Origin of the sequence: Plantactinospora siamensis, assembly GCF_042434095.1 — a bacterium.
Classification (GTDB): Bacteria; Actinomycetota; Actinomycetes; order Mycobacteriales; family Micromonosporaceae; genus KBS50.
In genome coordinates, this window is sequence record NZ_JBHLUE010000011.1 from 86,526 (window position 1) to 106,388 (window position 19,863).

Sequence of the window (19,863 nt, forward strand, 5' to 3'; positions counted from 1 at the left end):
AGCAGTGCGGAAAATCGCGCCGCAGGGTGTCGGTCGGGGCCCGGCCCGCGCGGCGACCGACCGGGTGGGCTCGAACACCCGCCCCTGGTCCATGCCTGGCCAGGGCGGCGGTGCAGGATGGAGGGGTGATGGAGCGGCAGATCGACTGGGACCGGCTGCGAGCCGCCGCGACCGAGGTCATGCGGCACGCGTACGCCCCGTACTCGAAGTTCCCGGTCGGCGCGGCCGGCCTGGTGGACGACGGACGGATCGTGGTCGGCTGCAACGTGGAGAACGCCGCCTACGGGGTGGCGCTCTGCGCCGAGTGCGGCGTGGTGACCGCGCTGCACGCCTCCGGCGGCGGCCGGCTGGTGGCGCTCTCCTGCGTCGACGCCACCGGTGAGCCGCTGATGCCGTGCGGCCGGTGCCGGCAACTGCTGTGGGAGAACGGCGGCCCGGACTGCCTCGTGGAGGCCAAGGGCGGCCCGCTGACCATGCGGGAGCTGCTGCCGCACGCCTTCGACGTGGCCGACCTGGACGCGATCACCGGCGAGACTCCGGTGCCGGAGGTGCCGGCCCAGCTGGCCGCCTGGCGCGGGCGCGGCACCGTGTTCGTGCACCCCGACGTCTCCGCGGGGCAGCAGGTCTGGACCGCGTACTGGGACCGCTCGGCCGGCACCGGCGACGAGATCGGGATCGGCGTCCTGGAGGAGGGGCCGACCTGGCCGGCGCCCGCCGAGGCGGTGGCCTGGGGGCTGGCCCGTACGCCCCGGGTGGTGGTCGTGGACGCGGGCGGTGCGATGTTCTGGGCCGGCGACGGTGAGCCGCCCTCCGAGATCCCGACCCGATGGGACAGCGACAGTGCCTGAGTTCGCGGCAGTTGATGTGATCCGCGCCAAGCGGGACGGCGGGGTGCTGTCGGACGCCCAGATCGACTGGGTGGTCGACGCGTACACCCGGGGGGTGGTGGCCGACGAGCAGATGTCGGCGCTGGCCATGGCCATCCTGCTGCGCGGCATGACCGGCCCGGAGATCGCCCGGTGGACGGCCGCGATGATCGCCAGCGGCGAGCGGCTGGACCTCGGCTCGGTCCGGCGGCCGACCGTGGACAAGCACTCCACGGGCGGCGTCGGCGACAAGATCACCCTGCCGCTGACCCCGCTGGTGGCGGCGTGCGGCGCGGCCGTGCCGCAGCTGTCCGGACGGGGGCTCGGGCACACCGGCGGCACGCTCGACAAGCTGGAGTCGGTCCCGGGCTGGCGGGCGGCGCTGTCCAACCGCGAGTTCCTCGACCAGCTGGCCGACGTGGGCGCGGTGATCTGCGCGGCCGGCGACGAGCTCGCCCCGGCCGACCGCAAGCTGTACGCGCTGCGCGACGTCACCGGCACCGTCGAGGCCATCCCGCTGATCGCCAGCTCGATCATGAGCAAGAAGATCGCCGAGGGCACCGGGGCGCTGGTGCTCGACGTGAAGGTCGGTTCCGGCGCGTTCATGAAGTCCGTCGAGGACGCCCGCGAGCTGGCCCGGACCATGGTCGAGCTGGGCGGCGCGCACGGGGTGCGCACCATCGCCCTGCTCACCGACATGTCGACCCCGCTGGGGCTGACGGTCGGCAACGCGGTCGAGGTGGCCGAGTCGGTCGACGTACTGGCCGGTGGCGGTCCGGCCGACGTGGTCGAGCTGACCCTGGCGCTGGCCCGGGAGATGCTCGCGGCCGCGGGGCTGCCCGACGCCGACCCGGCGGCCGCCCTCGCGGACGGTCGGGCGATGGACTCCTGGCGGGCCATGCTCCGGGCCCAGGGCGGCGATCCGGACGCCAAGCTGGCCACCGCGGCCGAGACCGAGCTGGTCCGCGCCGACCGGGACGGGTACGTCGAGCGGATCGACGCGTACCGGATCGGGGTGGCCGCGTGGCGGCTGGGCGCCGGGCGGGCCCGCAAGGAGGACCCGGTGAGCGCGGCGGCCGGGGTGGTGCTGCACCGCCGGCCCGGCGACCCGGTCCGGGCCGGGGACGTGCTCTATGAGCTGCGGGCCGACGACGCCGCGCGGATCCCGGCCGCCGCCGCGGACGCCGCGGCGGCGGTGGTGGTGGCCGCCGCCCCGGCGACGCCGGCGCCGCTGATCCTGGAGCGGATCGGCTGATCCGGACGGCCGCCGGCGCCGGTTCCCGGCCGCGGACCGCGCGCCCTCGCGGGGCCGTTCCTGGTGGGCGAGCCGGGCTGGGAGCGCCGGTGGGCTGGACGTGCGCGCTCGGCCTGCTGCGCGAGTCCCGCTCGCGCCCGCGCCGGTGGCCGGAGGGTGCCGCGCGAGCGGCCGGGGAAGGGACTATCCTCCCTGGCCGGGGGGAAAGTCCGGCGGGGAACCGCCGAAGGTGACTAGCAGGGATTCTTGTCGTGGCCGTACCCGCTCCGGACCCCCACGCCGTTCGCTCGGCCAACATCGACGAGCTGCGGCGGCTTCGGCTACCCGTGCCACCCGCGGAGTTCCCGCTGGTGTGGGAGCCGGGCGACGAGGTGGAGCTGCGGCCCACCCGGGAGCTCGAGGCCCGTACGGCCGTACTGCAGCTGATCCTCGCCCGGTGCTTCGGCATGTCGCCGTCCGCGGCGATGAGCTGGCTGCTCGCCTCGCACCTGGTGGAGTCGCTCACCCCGCCCGAGTGGCAGTTCGTGACCGGCAGCGTCGGCGATCACCGGTCGTTCGTGCTGCACCACGACGCCGTGTTCGCGCTGTCCTGGGTGCTCGGCCTCACCAAGCACCTGGACCCCACCGAACCGACCGACCCGCGGTTGCTGGAGGTGCTGCCGCACATCGCGGCAGGGGAGACGCTGCGCCAGTGGCGGTCCCGTACCCTTGCGGCCCCGCGCGACGCGGCCGAGGCGGCCGTGCTGCTGGACTACCACTACTGCCTCGACTGGGCCTTCCTGGAGGCGGAGCAGGCCGGCATCCCGCTGCCAGGCCTGGTCGACGCGAACGCCATCGGGCAGCGCCGCTGGGCGCTGGAATGGGCGGTGATCTTCCGCGGGCCGTACCATGACCCGCCCGGCGGCTGGGAAGAAGTGGATCTCTCCACCTGACGTCGCGAGCCCGACCATCGGGTCGGGTGTTCCTGATCGTCCGATCAGCCGGACCTGTCCGGCGGATCAGCGTGGCCGGTAGCCGGCCAGCTCCACCGAGACGGTCACCGGCACCGGCTCGGGCAGCCGCTCCAGCGCGGCGGCCAGCCGGGCCGGCTCGGTGTGCCAGGCGCTCGGTCCCATCCCCACCAGGGTCCGCACGGCGGGCCGATCCAGCCGCAGGTCGTACCGGTGGAGGTCGCGGCGGACCGGCTCGAACCGCCCGGCGAGGCTGTCGGCCACCCGGTCCGCCTTGTCCGGGTCGACCCGCAGCAGGCCCAGCCGGTCCACCAGGGCGCCGAGGTGGTCGGCCGCCGGGGTGACGACCAGCAGCAGGCCGTCCGGGCATAGGACGCGGGCGAACTCGGCGCCGTTGCGGGGCGCGAAGACGTTCAGCACCAGCCGCGCGGCGCCGTCGGCCACCGGCAGGCCCCGCCAGGTGTCGGCCAGCGCCGCGGACGCCCGCCGGTGGGCCCGGGCGGCGCGCCGCAGGGCCGGCTTGGACACGTCCAACGCCAGCCCCACCGCGTCCGGCGCCGCCTCCAGCACCGCCGCCAGGTAGCGCCCGGTGCCGGCGCCGGCGTCGACCACCAGATCGGGGTACGACCTGCCGCTGCCGTGGCCCTCGCCGGTGGCGCTGCTGCTGTCGTGGCCCTCGCCGGTGGCGCTGCTGCCGTCGTGGCCGGTGGTGCTGGCCGGCGGCCGGGCCGGCCGGGGCCGGCCGGTCAGCTCGGGCGCGGCCGCCGCGGCGAGCAGGTCCGCGATGGGGGCGTAGTGACCGGCCGCCAGGAAGTCCTCCCGGGCGGACACCATCTCGGCGGTGTCCCCGGTGTGCGGGGAGCGGCCGGTGAGCAGGTTGACGTAGCCCTGCCGGGCCACGTCGAAGCTGTGCCCGCGGGAGCAGCGCAGGCTCGACCCGGTCGCGGCGAGCGGGTCGGCGCAGACCGGGCAGCGCAGCCGGCTCAGCACGTCGGCGCGCATCGGCTCATCATCCGCACGGCAGCTCCACGAGGACAACCGTAGAACCGCCGGTCGGCGACGTGCGGACCGGCTCTGCTGACTAGGGTCTGATCCCATGGCCGCGATCGCGTACGAAGACATCGCCCGGGCGCCGAAGGCGCTGCTCCACGACCACCTGGACGGTGGCCTGCGCCCGCAGACGATCATCGAACTGGCCGACGGCATCGGGCACCCGCTGCCGAGCACCGACGCCGGCGAGCTGGGCCGGTGGTTCGTGGCGGCCGCCGCGTCCGGGTCGCTGGAGCGGTACCTGGAGACGTTCGATCACACCGTGGCGGTCATGCAGACGGCCGAGGCGCTGCGCCGGGTGGCGGCCGAGTGCGCGCTCGACCTCGCGGCCGACGGGGTGGTGTACGCCGAGGTGCGGTTCGCCCCGGAGCAGCACCTGGAGCGGGGTCTGAGCCTCGACGAGGTGGTCGAGGCCGTGCTCGCGGGGTTCGCCGACGGGGTGGCCGAGGCCGCGCGCGCGGGCCGGCCCATCCGGATCGGCACGCTGCTGACCGCCATGCGGCACGCCGCCCGGTCGCAGGAGATCGCCGAGCTGGCTGTCCGGCACCGGGACACCGGGGTGGTCGGCTTCGACATCGCGGGCGCCGAGGCGGGCTTCCCGCCCACCCGCCACCTCGACGCGTTCGAGTATCTCCAGCGGGAGAACTTCCACTTCACCATCCACGCCGGCGAGGCGTTCGGGCTGCCCTCCATCTGGCAGGCGATCCAGTGGTGTGGCGCGGACCGGTTGGGGCACGGCGTCCGGATCGTCGACGACATCGCCGCGGCGGAGCCGGACGGTCGGCCCGCGCTGGGCCGGCTGGCCGCGTACGTCCGAGACAAGCGGATTCCGCTGGAGCTGTGCCCGTCCTCCAACGTGCAGACCGGGGCGGCCACCTCGATCGCCGAACACCCCATCGGGCTGCTGCGGGACCTGCGGTTCCGGGTGACGGTCAACACCGACAACCGGCTGATGAGCGGTACGTCGATGACCCGCGAGATGGCCCTGCTGGTGGAGGCGTTCGACTACGGCTGGACGGAACTGCAGTGGTTCACCATCAACGCCATGAAGAGCGCCTTCATCCCGTTCGACGAGCGGCTGGCCATCATCGACGACATCATCAAGCCCGGGTACGCGGTGCTGCGGAGTTGAGCCCCGATACTCCGGCGGACCGGGATTCTCCGGCGGACCGGGATTCTCCGGCGGGCCGGGGCGCCGGCAGGGGCGGCCGGCTCGCCGTCGCGGTGAGGGCGGCGATCCCGCGCAGCACGCGCCGCGCGCCGGCCGGTCGGCAGCCGAGCTCGGCCTGCCGGGCCAGCACGACCGGCTCGGCGCGCAGCAGTGCGAGCCCCCGCCGGAACAGCACCCCGGGAGACTTGCGACGCTCGGCCAGGTCGCGCAGCAGGCGCCGGACAAAGGTCACCCCGCGCGGCCGGCGCAGCGCGTACGCCCCGGCGAGCAGGCCGAGGCGCCGGCACTCGGGCACGATCTCCGCGGCGAAAATCCCTTCGGCGACGAAGACTGGCGAGTCGGCGAGATTGAATGCCCGATTGGACACCCGTCGGTCCGCGCCGATCGCATAAACCGGCACATCGGCCTTGCCGTCCCGGACCAGGCGGGCGATGGTCTGTACCGCGGCTTGGGCGTCCCATGCCTGCGGTGACTCCCAGTCGACCTGGCCGTCGGACCGCGGCAGGGTCGGATCGTCACCATCCTTGTAGAAGTCGTCAAGACACAGCACGGGAAGCCCGGTACGACCTGCTATGTACGACTTTCCTGACCCGGAAGGGCCGGCCAGGAGGATGACACCGGCAGAATGCTCAATCACTGTAAGTGACTCCAGGAAAACGGCTTGCAATCAAATCTCGTTAATATCCCACCACACTCTCACCGACGGCCAACCTGGGCTTTCCTCTTCCGGAGCGGCGTGATGGAATCTCGGGGGTCCGACCCGGCCGGGTCGGTCGCTGAGCGGTGCCCAGTTCGACCTGAGGGCGCCGAAGTGGGAGGGCGGTGACGTGAGCGAACGACCACAGGCGGAGGGCTCTGTCCTGTCGCGGGTGCGCCGGCCGTTCGGCCGGCTACGCGACATGCCGATCTGGTCCAAGCTCGGTCTCATCATGATCGTGCCGACCATCGCCACGATCGTGGTCGGCACCAGCGGTCTGATCGACCACCTGAGCACGCTCAACAGCGCCAACCGGGCACACAGCCTCGCATCGCTGTCCCAGGCCTCCGGCGACCTGGTGAACAACCTGCAGGACGAGCGGACGATGGCCATCCGCTTCCTCGGCACCCGCGGTCAGGAACAGGCCAACTTCAAGAAGACGTACACCACGCTCTACGACAAGGTGGAGCGGTCCCGGGCCGCCTACTCCGAGCAGCGGCAGAGCCTCACCGGCCTGCCGGGCACCACCGACGACCTGCTCAAGCAGATCGACCAGGACCTCGCCGACCTGCCGGGGCTGCGCAGCCAGGTGGTCAACGGCAAGGTGCTGCGCAGCGCCGCCGGCCAGTCGTACGACAGCCTCATCGGCGAGCTGCTCGATATGCGGGACTCCGCCGCGCAGCTGGCCAATGACCCGGCGCTCAGTGAGCGGATGCGGGCCGCCGCGAATGTCTCGCGGGCCAAGGAGTTCCTCTCCCAGCGCCGCGTCATCGTGCACCAGGCGTTCGCCGACAACGGGTTCCCGCCGGCCAGCAAGACCAACTACATCGGTTCCGAGCAGGGTCAGCAGCAGGCCATCCAGAGCTTCAAGTCGGCGGCCGACAACGACGAGGCGAACCTGTTCGACCAGACCATCGCCGGCTCCGAGCAGCGCTCGGTCGAGCAGTACAGCACCTGGGTCCGGACGAAGGCGCCGGATGCCAGCTTCGACCCCGGCTTCTTCAACGCGAACGACTGGGACAACGCGCTGAGCGGCAACGGCCGGCAGTACCGGACCGTGGAGGCCGACCTGGACGGCCGGGCCGTGGACCAGGCCGCGCGGATCCAGAGCAACACCCAGCGCCAGGTCATCCTGGAGACCGGCCTGCTGCTCAGCATCCTGCTGCTGTCGATCCTCTTCGCCACCATGGTGGCCCGGTCGATGGCGCGGTCGCTGCGCGAGCTGCGGCACGGCGCCCTCTCCATCGCCCAGTACGGCCTGCCCCAGGCCGTCACCCGGCTGCGTGACCCGCAGGTGACGGCGCAGCTGTCGCCCGCGCAGGTGGCCAACCAGATCGCCGAACCGCTGCCGGTGCGCAGCAAGGACGAGTTCGGCCAGGTGACCGAGGCGTTCAACGCGGTCCACCTCGAGGCGGTCCGCACCGCGGCCGAACAGGCCGCCCTGCGGTCCTCGGTCGCGACGATGTTCGTCAACCTGGCTCGCCGGTCACAGATCCTGGTCGACCGCCTGATCGGTCACCTCGACCGGTTGGAGCGCGGCGAGGAGGACCCGGACCGGCTGGCCGAGCTGTTCCAGCTCGACCACCTGGCCACCCGGATGCGCCGCAACGACGAAAACCTCCTGGTGCTGGCGGGCGCCGACTCGACCCGCGTGCAGCGGGAGCCGGCCGCGCTGATCGACGTGCTCCGCGCCGCGCAGTCCGAGGTCGAGCACTACACCCGGATCGAGTTCGGCATCATCGACCGCGACATCGAGGTGGCCGCGCACGCCGTCAACGACCTCGTGCACCTGGTCGCCGAGCTGTTCGACAACGCCACCGCGTTCTCCCCGCCGGACTCGCAGGTCATGGTCGAGGCCCGCCGGGTCGGCGACCGTGCCTCGCTGTACGTCGAGGACCGCGGCATCGGCATCACCGCCGAGCAGCTCCACGAGCTCAACGACCGGCTCGCCACGCCGCCCCAGGTGGACGTGGCCGTCTCCCGGATGATGGGCCTGGTCGTGGTGGCCCGGCTCGCGTCCCGGCACGGCGTACGCGTCGAGTTGCGTCCCGGGTCCGACCGCGGCACGGTGGCCGACGTCACGCTGCCGCCCTCGGTCCTGGTGCCGCGCGCGCTCGCCGGCCGGAGCCAGCAGCCGGCCGCGCTGCCCGCGCAGGCCGCGCCGGCACCCGCCTTCGGCAGCCCGCTCGCCCTGGAGGGTCGGCCCGCCCGGTCGGCCAACGGGGCCCCGGCCGCCGCGCGCAACGGCGCCAATGGCGCCAACGGCTATCCGGCCGCGCCGGTCAACGGCACGCCGGGCAACGGCGGCGCGCCGAGCCAGGGCGGCGCGCCCGGCCGGGGCGTACCGGCCTGGTCGGATCTGACCGGCGCCGGTTCGGTCAACGGCGGCACCGGGGCCTTCCCCCGGCAGCGCAACGGCCGGGACAACGAGCCGCTGCCGCAGCGCCGCAGCGAGCAGCAGTGGACGGTCGAGGGCGAGGTGACCGAGGCGCCGCAGGGCCAGCAGCCGGCTCCCGCCGCCGAGCACCGGCCGGCCGAGCCGCCGCGGGCGGCGCCCATGTCCGCGCCGCCGGTCGCCTCCGCGCCGCCGGTCGCCTCCGCGCCGCCGGTCGCCTCCGCGCCGCCGGTCTCCTCGGCGCCCCCCGGCGGATCCTCGTCCTGGGTGGTGGCGTCGGCGCCGGTCTCCGGGCCGGCCGGGTCGGAACAGGCCATGCCGCAGCAACCCGCGCCGGAGGTCGAGGCCCGGCCCGAGCCGGCCCAACCGGTGGCCCCGGCCGCGGCCGCTCCGCCGGCCTGGCCGCCCGCTCCCGAGCGGGAGTCCGGGGCGCCGCAGGTGCCGCAACGACTGGCGGCCGCCCTCGACATGACCGCCGAGCTGCCCCGAATGGGACGGTCCGGTGCCGAGCTGGGCAGCACCGCCGCCCGGCCCGCGTCGGCCCCGCCCGCTCAGCCGGCCGTGCCGGCGCAGCGGGCCCCCGAGCCGCAGCGCGTCGAGGAGTACCAGCCGGTGTCCGGCTCGCCGTCGACGCAGATGGCGGACACGCACTTCATGTCGCCGGTGTCCGCGGCCGGCCAGGAGCCGGCCCAGCCGGCGCCGGCGCCGTACACGCCGCCGGCCCCGACGTCAGCGCCTGCCCCGACGTCGGCGCCGGTCCCGGCCCAGCGGTCGGCGCCGCCGTCGGTACGGTCGGCCACCGACTCGCGGCAGCAGCACTTCGCCGACGAGACGATGGAGCTGCCGATCTTCCGGGAGCTGGAGTCGGCCTGGTTCCGCACCCGCCGGTCGGCCACCGACGAGGGCGCGCCGGCGAGCCGGCAGACCGTCGCGGCCGGCCAGCCGGTCGGCGTCCGGCCGCAGTCGCCCGCGCCGGTCGCGAGCCCCGCGCCGGTTGCGAGCCCCGCGCCCGCCGCCAGCGCGGCGTCGGCGGCCAGCGCCGCGCCGAGCATGCCGGCCGAGCGGGTGAACGGGCTCCGCGAGACCGCTCCGGAGCAGCCGGTGAGCGCACCCACCGGCGGTTCGGCGGAGCAGCGGCGTACGGACAATCCGCTGCCGTCCCGCCCGGCCCCCAGCTTCGGCGCGGCCGCCGGGTTCGGCGCCGGCGCGGCGGCCCGCCGGGCGGAACCGCCGGCGGGCGGCTGGCGAACGGCGGCCGACGAGGGGTGGCGAGCCGCCAGCGCGGCCAGCGAGCGGCCCGTCAACGAGACCACCCCGACCGGTCTGCCGAAGCGGAAGCCGATGGCTCAGCTCGTGCCGGGCGGGGTGGAGAAGCCGACCACCTCGGTGCAGCGCCGCACGCCCGAGGCGGTCCGGGGCCTGCTCTCGGCGTACCACCGCGGCGTGCAGCGCGGCCGTACGCATCCAACCGATGACAACACGGCCCGGTCGGAGTCCTCTCCGGCTGGTCGGCAGTCCTCGCAGCCTGGTCCCGGTCGCATGACCGGAGGCGGGCAGAAGGAGCATGAAGGATGACAACGACGCAGGATCTGGGTTGGCTGCTCGCCAACTTCGCCGAACGCGTACCCGGGGTCGCCCACGCGGTCGCGGTCTCCGCGGACGGCCTGCTCCTGGCGGCGTCGAGGGACCTGCCCCGGGATCGCGCCGACCAGCTGGCGGCCATCGCCTCCGGGTTGGTGAGTCTCACGCAGGGCGCCGCACGATGCTTCGAGGGTGGGGCGGTTCTGCAAACCGTCGTGGAGATGGACAATGGGTTCCTGTTCCTGATGTCCATCTCGGACGGCTCATCGTTCGCGGTGCTCGCCGCCCGCGCCTGTGACGTGGGACAGGTGGGCTACGAGATGGCACTGCTCGTGGACCGGGTGGGTGAGGCGCTGACGCCCTCGCCGCGCGCGGCCGCGGGCATGCTGGGCTGAACCACCCCGCGGGGTGGGCCGGCAGCCAGCCGGTCCGCTTGCGGGTACGGATGAACGGGTTGCGCCTCATATGAGGGCCGATGGTAGGGAAAGAAGGGGGTGAGCGGCGATGATGCCCGAGCGTGACGAGCCGACGGGTTCACTGGTCAGGCCATACGCCGTCACCCGCGGTCGGACCCGGCCCCGGCTCGACATCGCTCTCGAGGCACTTGTCGAGACGACGGTGCGTGGACGCACCGCCGGAAACGGCAAGGGCGGTCACGGTCGGGAGCATCAATACATCGCCGCGCTTTGCGATGGACGGCTACAGTCGCTTGCCGAAATCGCAGCGCGGATGCAGTTGCCGCTGGGGGTTACCCGTGTGCTCATCGCGGACATGGCCGCCGACGGCATGGTCGCCGTGCATGAGCCCACGTCCCTCGACGACTCGACTGACGCGGTGGGCACTGAACTGCTGGAGAGGGTGCTGAGTGGACTTCGCAGGCTCTGACATGTCGCACCGCCCGATGGCGGGGCGGGTGACATCGGCGAAGATTGTCATCGCCGGCGGGTTCGGCGTTGGCAAGACGACGCTGGTCGGTTCGGTCTCGGAGATCACGCCGTTGACCACCGAAGCAATCATGACGTCGGCAGGTGTCGGCGTCGACGACACCCGGCAGGTGCCGGGCAAGACGACCACAACGGTGGCGATGGACTTCGGTCGTATCTCGATCGACCGGGATCTGATCCTCTACCTCTTCGGCACCCCTGGCCAGACGCGGTTCTGGTTCATGTGGGACGAGTTGGTGCGGGGTGCCATCGGCGCGGTCGTCCTGGTCGACACCCGGCGACTCGCCGATTGCTTCGCGGCCATCGACTTCTTCGAGCACCGGCGGCTGCCGTACCTGGTGGCCATCAGCTGCTTCGACGGGATGCAGTACCACGACCCGCAGGACGTGCGTGAAGCGCTGGCGATCTCGAACGAGGTGCCGGTGGTAGCGTGCGACGCCCGTAACCGGGAGTCCACCAAGCACGTGCTCATCTCGCTGGTCGAGTACGTCCTGACGATGCGCCGGTCCCGCGCGGTGGCGCCGGCCTGATCGGTCGGCATGCCGTGGTGGCGCCCCGTTGATCGGTCGGCGCGCCACGGCGCCGAACCGACCAGCCGGCCCCGCGCCGCTTGGAGCTGGCTGGACCGCCCGGCGGCCATGGGCCCTCGGGCGGTCCGCCGTGTCCGCATCCAGGTGGCGGGGCTCGTCAGGCCGGCGGCGAGGCTGTGCGGCGTGTCGAGCCGGTGAGGACGGATCGTCGAGGCCGTACGGGCAGGCTCGCGCCCGTGAATAGTGCGCTGCTGTCGCAGGTCCTGCTGAGCTTGGCGTTCGTCGTCGCGGTCGCCCGGCTCGGCGGGTTCCTTCTCAAGCGGGTCGGTCAGCCGGCGGTGGTGGGTGAAATCCTGGCCGGGATCCTGCTCGGCCCGTCCCTCCTCGGCCTACTCGCACCGCGGCTGGCCCACCTGCTGCTACCGGCGGAGGTCAAGCCGTACCTCACCCTGCTGGCCCAACTCGGTCTGGTCATCTTCATGCTCATCGTCGGGATCGAGGTGGAGCTCGCCACAGTGGGCCGGCGCGCCCCCACCGTGGGGGCCGTCGCATTTGGAGCGGCGGTGCTGCCGTTCCTGCTCGGCATCCTCTTCGCGCTGGTGACCTGGCGGTGGTACGCGGTCCAGGTCAGTCGCGTCGCGTTCCTGCTCTACATTGGTGTAGCGGTCGCGGTGACCGCGTTTCCCGTGCTAGCCAGGATCCTGCGGGATCGAGGGCTGGCCACGACGCCAATGGGCAGTCTCGCCCTGTCCTGCGCCGCGGTGATCGACGTGGCGGCCTGGCTTCTGCTGGCCGGTGTCATCGCGCTTGCCGGAAAGACCGACCGGTCGCCCTGGCTGATGCTGATCCTGGCGACGGCGTTCGTGCTGGTCATGCTGCTGGTTGTCCGGCCCGGACTGCGGGCCCTGCAGCGGCGTGGCACGTTCGCCAAGATGTCGCCTCAGGCGGTGCTGATCGCCGTGCTGGTGGCTTCCGTGTTGGCCGCCTGCTTCACCGAGAAGATCGGCCTGCACACCATCTTCGGGCCCTTCATGGTGGGCCTCTGCCTGCCGCGCGTGCCGTCCGTTGTGGACATGGTGATCGACCGCGCCGCCGACGTCAGCAGCGGCCTGCTGCTGCCGGCCTTCTTTGTGGTCGCCGGCACGCAGGTGGACGTCCGCGCCCTCCGCGCGCGCGACCTCGGCGTCCTCGCCGTGGTGGTGGTGCTCTCGATGTCCGGGAAGATATTCGGGGCGGCCGGCCCGGCCCGGCTGACCGGCCTGAGTCTTCGCGACTCGCTCACCCTCGGCGTGCTGCTCAGCACCCGAGGGCTGACCGAGCTGGTGGTCCTCGCGGTCGGCGCCGCAGCCGGCCTGCTGACCCCCACCCTCTACACGATCCTGGTGATCAACGCGGTGGTCACCACCCTCGCCACCGGGCCGCTGCTCACCCTGATCGAGCGCTCCGGCGCCCGAGCAGCCAGGCCGGTGGCGGATCAGCGGCCGGTGAGCGTCACCGCGTCGCGGCGCTGACGACCGGATCCGTCGTACCTGAGCCCGAGCGGATGCCGGCCACCGCGGTGCGCGCGTGCGGTAAATCAGATCTCCAGCCCGGTGCGAGCCACCGGCAGGAGGATCCGGGGGACAACCGATGCCGACACCCCCGGAGGAGAAGGCATGCAATCATCCAAGACCCAGCGGTGGCGACGGCCCGGCCGGCTGGCCGCGGCGGTCGTCGCGGTGTCCGCGCTCCTGTTGCCGGCCGGCGGGACGGCGGCCCAGGGATCGGAGCCGGGCGGGCGGTCCGGCCACGCCGACTGGTCCAGCTGGCAGCACGATCTGTCGGGCAGCCGGTACAACGGTCAGGAACGGCGGATCACACCGGCCACAGTGGGCAAGCTGAAGCTCAAGTGGTCCTACATCTTCCAGAACTACACCGCCACCGTCTCCAGTCAGCCGGCGGTGGTCGGCGACACGCTCTACGTCGGCGGGCCGGACTCGCGCTTCTACGCCCTGGACACCCGTACCGGCGGCACCAGGTGGAGCTTCGATCTGCGTCCGTACGGTGGGCCGGTCGGCGCGCCGGAGAGCACGGACGACGCGCAGAAGAACCCGGTCCGGGACGGGGCGGCGGTGCACGGCCGCAGCGTCTACTTCGGTGATTACCGGGGCAACTTCTACGCGCTCGACCGGTTCACCGGTCAGCTGCGGTGGACGACGAAGATCGACACCCACCCGGCCGCCATCGTCACCAGCTCCCCGGCCTTCTACCGGGGCCGGTTGTACGTCGGCGTGTCGAGCCGGGAATGGGCGATGACGGGCGACGACAAATACCCGTGCTGCACCTTTGGTGGCAAGGTGGTGTCGCTGGACGCCGCAACCGGCCGCATCGCCTGGACGTACCGGACCGTGCCGCCGGCCCAACCGGCCGGCACCTGGCCCAGCGGCGCCCCCCGGTACGAATCCTCCGGCGGCGGCGTCTGGGGCAGTCCGGCCATCGACGAGCGGACCGGCACGCTGTACGTCGGCACCGGCCAGAACTACAGCGGTACGGGTGGTCACAGCGACTCGATGCTGGCAATCGACGCGTTCACCGGAAGGCTGCGGTGGGCGAACCAGCTGACCCATCCGGACACCTGGAACCTGCGCTGCTTCTTCGGACCCGGTGGGTCGTGCCCGTCGGTCGATGCCACGTCCCTGGACTACGACGTGAGCGCCTCGCCCAACCTGATCCGGCTGCCCGGCCGCACGCTGGTCGGCTTTGGTCAGAAGTCGGGCGTGTACCACGCGCTGGACGCCGCGACCGGCCGGATCGTGTGGGAGGAGCAGCTGTCGGTGCCCGCCGTCAACCAGCCATGGCGCGGCATCGAGTGGGGGTCGAGTTACGACGGCCACCGCATCTACGTCGCCACCTGGCGGGCCCAGCCGGGGACGCTCTTCGCCCTGGACCCGGCCACCGGCGACGTCCTGTGGAACTCGCCGCTGCCGGCCGACGCGTGCAGCACCGGCGGGGCCGCGAACCCCATCCCGATCGGCCCGCCGGCCAACCCGCCGTCCTGCATCGCCGGCATCAACACCGCGGCGTCCAGCACGCCGGGCCTGGTTTACGTGGGCGGTGACGACGGCAAGGTTCGGATCTACGCCTCGGCCACCGGCCAGCTGCTCTGGCAGTACGACACGGTACGGATGTTCGACGGTGTCAACGGGCTGTCCGGGCCGGGCGGATCGATCGCCGGAAACGGCGGCGCCGTCATCGCCAACGGCACGCTGTACGTCAAGGCCGGATATCAGGTCGGTATCGGCATCGGCGGGCAGGCTCTGCTCGCCTTCAGCCTGCCTGATTGAGGCCGCCGCGGCGGTACCGGGCCGGGCCCGGCGCAACTCCACCATGGCGGTGGGGCTGCGCCGGGCCCGGCTCGTGGTGGTCGGCGGGTGTCGGGCGGCTAGGTTCTGTCTCACGGATTGTCGGTCGGGGGAGCGGCGAGTGACCGAGGGGCTTTCGCCCGCACACCCCGCTCAGCGTGACCCGGCCCGCTGGCCGGATCGGCGCCGGCGGTGCGGATCCGTCGGCCCCGGCAGCAGCCCGGAATGAAACCGTCCGCCGCCGGGACGAGCCGGCGGCGGACGGTTGGTAGCGGGTGGTGGCGGTGCTCAGGCCACCACCTCGAACTGCGCCATCATCCCGGTGGCCGAGTGGTCGAGCAGATGGCAGTGGTAGACGTAGCGGCCCACGTAGTCGCCGAACGTCGCCAGCACCCGGACGACCTCACCGGGCGCGACCGGCACGGTGTCCTTGAAGCCCGCCTCGGTCGGCGCCGGTGGCTGACCGTTGCGGGTCAGCACCCGGAACTGCACCAGGTGCAGATGCAGGTTGTGCGGGATGCCGAGCATCGTGTCGGTGTTGGTGATCTCCCAGACCTCACTGGTGCCGCGCTGGATCACGGCATCCACCCGATCCATGTCGAAGAGCTTGCCGTTGATCCGGAAGGTGCCGGTCGGCAGATCCATGCCGAGGCTGACCTGCCGGGTCGTGGTCGGGGTGGGCAGCCCCGGCATCTGCCGCAGCTGGGCCGGCACCCGACTGAGGTCGAACGCATGGTCGACCACGTCGAACCGGAGCAGCTGCCCCGCCACCGCGTCCACCAGGAACACCTGGGTGCCCGGGGCGTACCGGCTGAAGTCCACCACCACCTCGGCGCGCTCGCCGGGGCTGATCGACACCGCGGGCACCGATGCCGGCGCGGGCAGCAGCCCGCCGTCGGAGGCGACCTGCACCAGCGGGTCACCGGTGGACAGGCTGAGCGCGAACGACCGCAGGTTCGCCGCGTCCAGCAGCCGGAGCCGGTACCGGCGGGCCGCCACCCGCAGGTACGGCTGGGGACGTCCGTTCACCAGCACGGTACGCCGGTTGATGAAGTCGTTCATCCGCCAGACGAGCTGACCGTCGGCGTCGAACTGGGCGTCGTTGAGCAGCAGCGGGATGTCGTACCGGCCGCCCGGCAGCCGCAGCCGCCACTCGGCCGGATCCTCCAGCAGGTAGAAGCCGTGCAGGCCGCGGTAGACGTGTTCGGCCTCCAACCCGTGGGCGTGGTCGTGATACCACAGCGTGGCCGACGGCTGGCTGTTCGGGTACCGGTAGGTCTTGCTGGCGCCCGGGGCGATCAGATCCATCGGGTAGCCGTCGCTGTCCGCCGGGACATGACCGCCGTGCAGGTGCACCGTCGTGGGGTCGGCCAGCCCGTTGTGATGGGTGATCGTGACCGCGCGGCCCCGGCGGGCCCGGATCGTGGGACCGACGAAACTGCCGCCGTACGCGTAGATGGCGGTCCTGGTCCCGAGGAAGATCTCCTCCTCCGCCGGCGCGTGCGTGAGCGTGTAGTGATCGGCGTCCCGGCTCCGGTGGGTCGGCCGGAGCGTCCGCGGAATCGGCAGCGGGACGCTGAACGGCGTGGCCGTGATGCCGGGCGCGTCCACGGGCACGGCGGCGGCGCCGTGCGCGTGCACGTGGCCCTGCGGCGCCGCGGATGGCGCAGCCCCGGACCCGGCGGCCGCCGGTGCCGAGGCCGCGCGGGCGGCGGTGACGACCGCCGACGGCGCCAACAACGCGCTGCCGGCGACCGCGCCGTATTTGAGCAGACTTCGACGGTCGAGCATGAATGGTCCCTCCTGGTTGGGGTGGTCCGGCCCGGAGCGCCCGGGTGGTGACGCCCCGCGCTGGCGATGCGGGGCAGCCGGGTGGTGACGCCCCACGGTCGCGGTCCGGGGCCGAGAACCGCTGGAGCGTTGCTGGAGCGCTCAGCGCTCGTCGCGGGTGCGGAACCGGTGCACCGCGAGCGGCAGGAACAGCCCGGTGAGCACCGCCGCGCAGGCCAGGGCCGGCAGGACGCTGCCGTGCGTTCCGGTGCCCAGCAGCAGGCCGCGGACCGATTCCACGGTGAGGGTGATCGGGCTGAACTGTGTCCATGCCCGCATCCATCCGGGCAGGCTGCCGAGCGGCACGTACGCGCTGGACGCGAAGACCAGCGGGAACGCGCAGACCGTCATCGCCAGCTGAGCGACCTCCGGGTTGGCCACCGACAGGCCGATGCCGGCCGCGAAGCACGAGAAGCCGAGGCTGAACACCACCAGCACGCCCAGGCCGCCGAGCAACCCGAGGATCCCGCCGCCGGGCCGGAAGCCCAGCAGCAGCCCGAGGAGCGTGAGAATGCCGATCACCAGGAGGTTTCGCACCACATCCGCGAGGATCCGGCCCAGCAGCACGCCGGCGTGTGCCATCGGCAGCGAGCGGAACCGGTCCATGAAGCCGTTGCGGGACTCGTCCGCCAGCCCCACCGCCGTGGAGGCGGCCGCGAACGCGATCGTCTGCACGAACGTGCCGGGCAGCAGGAAATCGATGTAGCGCTGCCCGTCCGGAACCTCGATCGCGGCGCCGAACACGAAGGTGAACAGCAACACGAACATCACCGGTTGCAGCAGCGAGAAGAACAGCGCCTGTGGCACGCGTACGAGCCGGCGCAGTTGCCGTTGCGCCACCACCCAGGTGTCGTGGGCGGCCCACTGCACGGTCGTCATCGCCGTCCCCCTCCCCGAGCCGGCCGGCGCCCCGGCTTCGGCCGCTCCGCCGCCCGCCGCCCGGTCAGGGCCAGGAAGACGTCGTCCAGCGTCGGTCGGCGCAGCGCCAGGTCGGCGGGCTCGATCCCGGCCGCGTCCAGCTCCCGGACCACTGCCGTCAACGCCCGTACGCCGTCGCGCACCGGCGCGGTCAACCGGAGCGAATCGTCCTCGGCGGTGACCTCGCCGGCGCCCGCGGCGGTCAGCGCGGTGTCCGCCTTGGCCAGGTCCGCGGGATCGCTGAGGACCAGGTGGATACGCTCGCCGCCGATCCGGCCGCGCAGCTCGTCGACGGTGCCCTCGGCCACCACCGTGCCGCGTTCCATGATCACCACGCGGTTGGCCAGCTCCGCGGCCTCTTCCAGGTATTGCGTGGTCAGCAGCAGCGTGGTGCCGTCCCGCACAAGGCCCTCGATCACCTCCCACATGACCCGCCGGCTGCGGGGGTCCAGGCCCGCGGTCGGCTCGTCGAGGAACAGCACCTCGGGCCGGGCCAGCAGCGTCGCCGCCAGGTCGAACCGCCGCGCGGTGCCGCCGGAGTACGTCCGGGCGTACCGGCCCGCCGCCTCGCCGAGGCCGAACCGTTCGATCATCTCGTCGGCCCGCCGCCGGGCCTCACCGGCGCCGAGATGGTGCAGCCGGCCGAACATGACCAGGTTCTCCCGCCCGGTCAGGATCGGGTCGCAGGCAGCCACCTGACCGGACATGCCGATCCTGCGCCGTACCATGTCTGCCCGCCGGACCACGTCCAACCCGGCCACCCGGGCCAGCCCGGCGTCCGGCCGGGTGAGGGTGGTGAGGATGCGGACCGCCGTGGTCTTGCCCGCGCCGTTCGGGCCGAGCAGGCCGAGCACCGTACCGGCCGGCACCCGCAGGGAAAGTCCGTCCACGGCCGTCAGGTTGCCGAAACGCTTGACGAGGCCCTCGGCCTCGATGCCGTCAGCGGACATCGACGCGCCTCCCATCCGTTGGCGCGCCGGCCGGCGCCATCTGCTCCACCAGGCCCGTGTTGTGCTTGGCGTCCCGGAACAGCGGGTGCGCGATGACGTCGCGCAGAAAGTCCCGGGTGGTCCGGACGCCGTCGCCGGACAGGCGCAGCTCGTGCAGCGCCCGGTCCATCCGGGCGATCGCCTGACCCCGATCGGGTGCCCAGACGATCACCTTCGCCACCAGCGAGTCGTAGTCGGGAGTGATCCGCGCGCCGGCCCGCATGTGCGAGTCCACCCGGACGAACGGGCCGCCGGGGGGCAGATAGTCGCTGACCAGGCCGGGCGTCGGTAGGAAGTCCCGGTCGGGGTCCTCGGCGTTGATCCGGCACTCCAGCGCGCTGCCCCGGACCTGGAGGTCCTCCTGCCGCAGCGACAGCGGCCTACCGGCCGCCACCGAGAGCTGTTCGCGGACCAGGTCCAGGCCGGTCACCATCTCGGTCACCGGATGCTCGACCTGGATCCGGCTGTTGACCTCCATGAAGTAGAACCGGTCGTCGTCGTCCACCACGTACTCGAAGGTGCCGGCACCGACATAGCCGGCCATCCGGGCCATCCGCACCGACGCCTCGCCCATCCGGGCCACCAGCTCGGCGGGCAGCCCCGGTGGTGGGCTCTCCTCGACCAGCTTCTGCCGCCGGCGCTGCACCGAACAGTCCCGGGCGCCCAGATGCACCACATTGCCGTGCTGGTCGCCGAACACCTGCACCTCGATGTGCCGGGCCGACTCGAGGTACCGCTCGACGAAGACGCGGTTGTCGCCGAACAGCGCCTGCGCGGTGTGCCGGGTGGCCACGTACTGCCGGAGGAACTCGCCCGGCTCCCGCACCACGGTCATCCCGCGGCCACCGCCGCCGGCCACCGCCTTGATGATCACCGGGTAGCCGATGTCCTCGGCCACCGCCCGGGCCTCGGTGCCCGACGCGAGCACGCCCCTGCTGCCCGGCAGCAACGGCAGGCCGGCCCGTTCGGCGAACTCCCGGGCCTGCGCCTTGTCGCCGAGCATCGCGATCACGGACGCGGGGGGCCCGATGAAGGTGAGCCCGTTGGCCGTGCAGATCTCGGCGAAGTCGTGGTCCTCGGAGAGAAACCCGTACCCGGGGTGGACCGCGTCCGCGCCGCGCTGCAGCGCGGCCGTGACGATCGCAGCCGGGTTGAGATAGCTGCGTCGGGCCGCCGGCGGTCCGATCTGGACCACCTCATCGGCGTACCGGGCCGCCGCCGAGTCGCGGTCCGCGCTCGAATGCGCCAGGATCGTCCGCAGCCCCAACTCCCGGCAGGTACGGGCAATCCGTAGCGCGATCTCGCCGCGATTGGCGATCATGACAGTCGAGAACATGTCTCCTCCG

Annotated in this window: 16 protein-coding genes; 10 read left to right on the forward strand and 6 right to left on the reverse strand. The window is 72.8% G+C overall.

Going from position 1 to position 19,863, the window contains the following annotated elements:
- Nucleotides 1-128 precede the first annotated feature (128 nt).
- The 3 genes from ACFFHU_RS13515 (at nt 129) to ACFFHU_RS13525 (ending at nt 3,053) form a co-directional block, all read left to right on the forward strand.
- Nucleotides 129-848, forward strand: coding sequence for a cytidine deaminase (locus ACFFHU_RS13515; protein ID WP_377338714.1), 720 nt, complete (start codon nt 129-131; stop codon nt 846-848).
- Nucleotides 841-2,121 carry a thymidine phosphorylase gene (locus ACFFHU_RS13520; RefSeq protein WP_377338716.1) on the forward strand — a complete coding sequence of 427 codons (1,281 nt, stop codon included), beginning with the start codon at nt 841-843 and terminating at the stop codon, nt 2,119-2,121. Before ACFFHU_RS13515 ends, ACFFHU_RS13520 begins: the two co-directional genes overlap by 8 nt.
- Nucleotides 2,122-2,372: 251 nt before the next feature.
- On the forward strand, nt 2,373-3,053 hold the full coding sequence (locus ACFFHU_RS13525; RefSeq protein ID WP_377338718.1) for a DUF4272 domain-containing protein: 681 nt from the start codon (nt 2,373-2,375) through the stop codon (nt 3,051-3,053).
- 66 nt (nt 3,054-3,119) lie between these two features.
- On the opposite strand, the gene ACFFHU_RS13530 is transcribed toward ACFFHU_RS13525, so the two are convergent.
- The gene (locus tag ACFFHU_RS13530; protein ID WP_377338721.1) at nt 3,120-4,073 is read right to left on the reverse strand and encodes a putative RNA methyltransferase; all 954 of its coding nucleotides are present in this window, start codon (nt 4,071-4,073) and stop codon (nt 3,120-3,122) included.
- Between the two features lie 94 nt (nt 4,074-4,167).
- On the opposite strand from ACFFHU_RS13530, the gene ACFFHU_RS13535 reads away from it, so the two are divergent.
- On the forward strand, nt 4,168-5,253 hold the full coding sequence (locus tag ACFFHU_RS13535; RefSeq protein WP_377338723.1) for an adenosine deaminase: 1,086 nt from the start codon (nt 4,168-4,170) through the stop codon (nt 5,251-5,253).
- Here ACFFHU_RS13535 and ACFFHU_RS13540 read toward each other — a convergent pair.
- On the reverse strand, nt 5,222-5,929 hold the full coding sequence (locus tag ACFFHU_RS13540) for a uridine kinase family protein (RefSeq protein WP_377338725.1): 708 nt from the start codon (nt 5,927-5,929) through the stop codon (nt 5,222-5,224). The genes ACFFHU_RS13535 and ACFFHU_RS13540 overlap by 32 nt on opposite strands.
- A gap of 190 nt (nt 5,930-6,119) precedes the next feature.
- Between ACFFHU_RS13540 and ACFFHU_RS13545 the strand changes: the two genes are divergently transcribed.
- From ACFFHU_RS13545 to ACFFHU_RS13570, 6 genes are all read left to right on the forward strand, one after another.
- Nucleotides 6,120-9,959, forward strand: a complete 3,840-nt coding sequence (locus ACFFHU_RS13545) for a nitrate- and nitrite sensing domain-containing protein (protein WP_377338727.1) — start codon at nt 6,120-6,122, stop codon at nt 9,957-9,959.
- Nucleotides 9,956-10,360, forward strand: coding sequence for a roadblock/LC7 domain-containing protein (locus ACFFHU_RS13550; protein ID WP_377338730.1), 405 nt, complete (start codon nt 9,956-9,958; stop codon nt 10,358-10,360). Before ACFFHU_RS13545 ends, ACFFHU_RS13550 begins: the two co-directional genes overlap by 4 nt.
- A gap of 112 nt (nt 10,361-10,472) precedes the next feature.
- Nucleotides 10,473-10,850 (forward strand): DUF742 domain-containing protein, encoded by a 378-nt coding sequence (locus ACFFHU_RS13555; protein WP_377339755.1) that lies wholly within the window; start codon nt 10,473-10,475, stop codon nt 10,848-10,850.
- A 1-nt stretch (nt 10,851) separates the two neighbouring features.
- Nucleotides 10,852-11,439 carry a GTP-binding protein gene (locus tag ACFFHU_RS13560; protein WP_377338732.1) on the forward strand — a complete coding sequence of 196 codons (588 nt, stop codon included), beginning with the start codon at nt 10,852-10,854 and terminating at the stop codon, nt 11,437-11,439.
- 236 nt (nt 11,440-11,675) lie between these two features.
- The gene (locus ACFFHU_RS13565) at nt 11,676-12,950 is read left to right on the forward strand and encodes a cation:proton antiporter domain-containing protein (RefSeq protein WP_377338734.1); all 1,275 of its coding nucleotides are present in this window, start codon (nt 11,676-11,678) and stop codon (nt 12,948-12,950) included.
- Between the two features lie 144 nt (nt 12,951-13,094).
- Nucleotides 13,095-14,762 (forward strand): outer membrane protein assembly factor BamB family protein, encoded by a 1,668-nt coding sequence (locus ACFFHU_RS13570; RefSeq protein ID WP_377338736.1) that lies wholly within the window; start codon nt 13,095-13,097, stop codon nt 14,760-14,762.
- A gap of 306 nt (nt 14,763-15,068) precedes the next feature.
- On the opposite strand, the gene ACFFHU_RS13575 is transcribed toward ACFFHU_RS13570, so the two are convergent.
- The 4 genes from ACFFHU_RS13575 to ACFFHU_RS13590 form a co-directional block, all read right to left on the reverse strand.
- Nucleotides 15,069-16,571: a multicopper oxidase family protein gene (locus ACFFHU_RS13575; protein ID WP_377338738.1), complete on the reverse strand. Its 1,503-nt coding sequence runs from the start codon at nt 16,569-16,571 to the stop codon at nt 15,069-15,071.
- 141 nt (nt 16,572-16,712) lie between these two features.
- Complete coding sequence (locus tag ACFFHU_RS13580; RefSeq protein WP_377338740.1) at nt 16,713-17,489, reverse strand: ABC transporter permease; 777 nt, start codon at nt 17,487-17,489, stop codon at nt 16,713-16,715.
- Nucleotides 17,486-18,478: an ATP-binding cassette domain-containing protein gene (locus ACFFHU_RS13585; protein ID WP_377338743.1), complete on the reverse strand. Its 993-nt coding sequence runs from the start codon at nt 18,476-18,478 to the stop codon at nt 17,486-17,488. Before ACFFHU_RS13585 ends, ACFFHU_RS13580 begins: the two co-directional genes overlap by 4 nt.
- The gene (locus ACFFHU_RS13590; RefSeq protein WP_377338745.1) at nt 18,468-19,853 is read right to left on the reverse strand and encodes an acetyl-CoA carboxylase biotin carboxylase subunit; all 1,386 of its coding nucleotides are present in this window, start codon (nt 19,851-19,853) and stop codon (nt 18,468-18,470) included. The genes ACFFHU_RS13585 and ACFFHU_RS13590 overlap by 11 nt, the downstream gene beginning before the upstream one ends.
- Nucleotides 19,854-19,863 lie beyond the last annotated feature (10 nt).

Coding starts and splice junctions, on each gene's coding strand:
- ACFFHU_RS13535 (WP_377338723.1), top strand. CDS start 4,168: ATGGCCGCGATCGCGTACGAAGACATCGCCCGGGCGCCGAAGGCGCTG.
- ACFFHU_RS13585 (WP_377338743.1), bottom strand. CDS start 18,478: ATGTCCGCTGACGGCATCGAGGCCGAGGGCCTCGTCAAGCGTTTCGGC.
- ACFFHU_RS13550 (WP_377338730.1), top strand. CDS start 9,956: ATGACAACGACGCAGGATCTGGGTTGGCTGCTCGCCAACTTCGCCGAA.
- ACFFHU_RS13575 (WP_377338738.1), bottom strand. CDS start 16,571: ATGCTCGACCGTCGAAGTCTGCTCAAATACGGCGCGGTCGCCGGCAGC.
- ACFFHU_RS13580 (WP_377338740.1), bottom strand. CDS start 17,489: ATGACGACCGTGCAGTGGGCCGCCCACGACACCTGGGTGGTGGCGCAA.
- ACFFHU_RS13515 (WP_377338714.1), top strand. CDS start 129: ATGGAGCGGCAGATCGACTGGGACCGGCTGCGAGCCGCCGCGACCGAG.
- ACFFHU_RS13590 (WP_377338745.1), bottom strand. CDS start 19,853: ATGTTCTCGACTGTCATGATCGCCAATCGCGGCGAGATCGCGCTACGG.
- ACFFHU_RS13570 (WP_377338736.1), top strand. CDS start 13,095: ATGCAATCATCCAAGACCCAGCGGTGGCGACGGCCCGGCCGGCTGGCC.
- ACFFHU_RS13530 (WP_377338721.1), bottom strand. CDS start 4,073: ATGCGCGCCGACGTGCTGAGCCGGCTGCGCTGCCCGGTCTGCGCCGAC.
- ACFFHU_RS13560 (WP_377338732.1), top strand. CDS start 10,852: ATGTCGCACCGCCCGATGGCGGGGCGGGTGACATCGGCGAAGATTGTC.
- ACFFHU_RS13555 (WP_377339755.1), top strand. CDS start 10,473: ATGCCCGAGCGTGACGAGCCGACGGGTTCACTGGTCAGGCCATACGCC.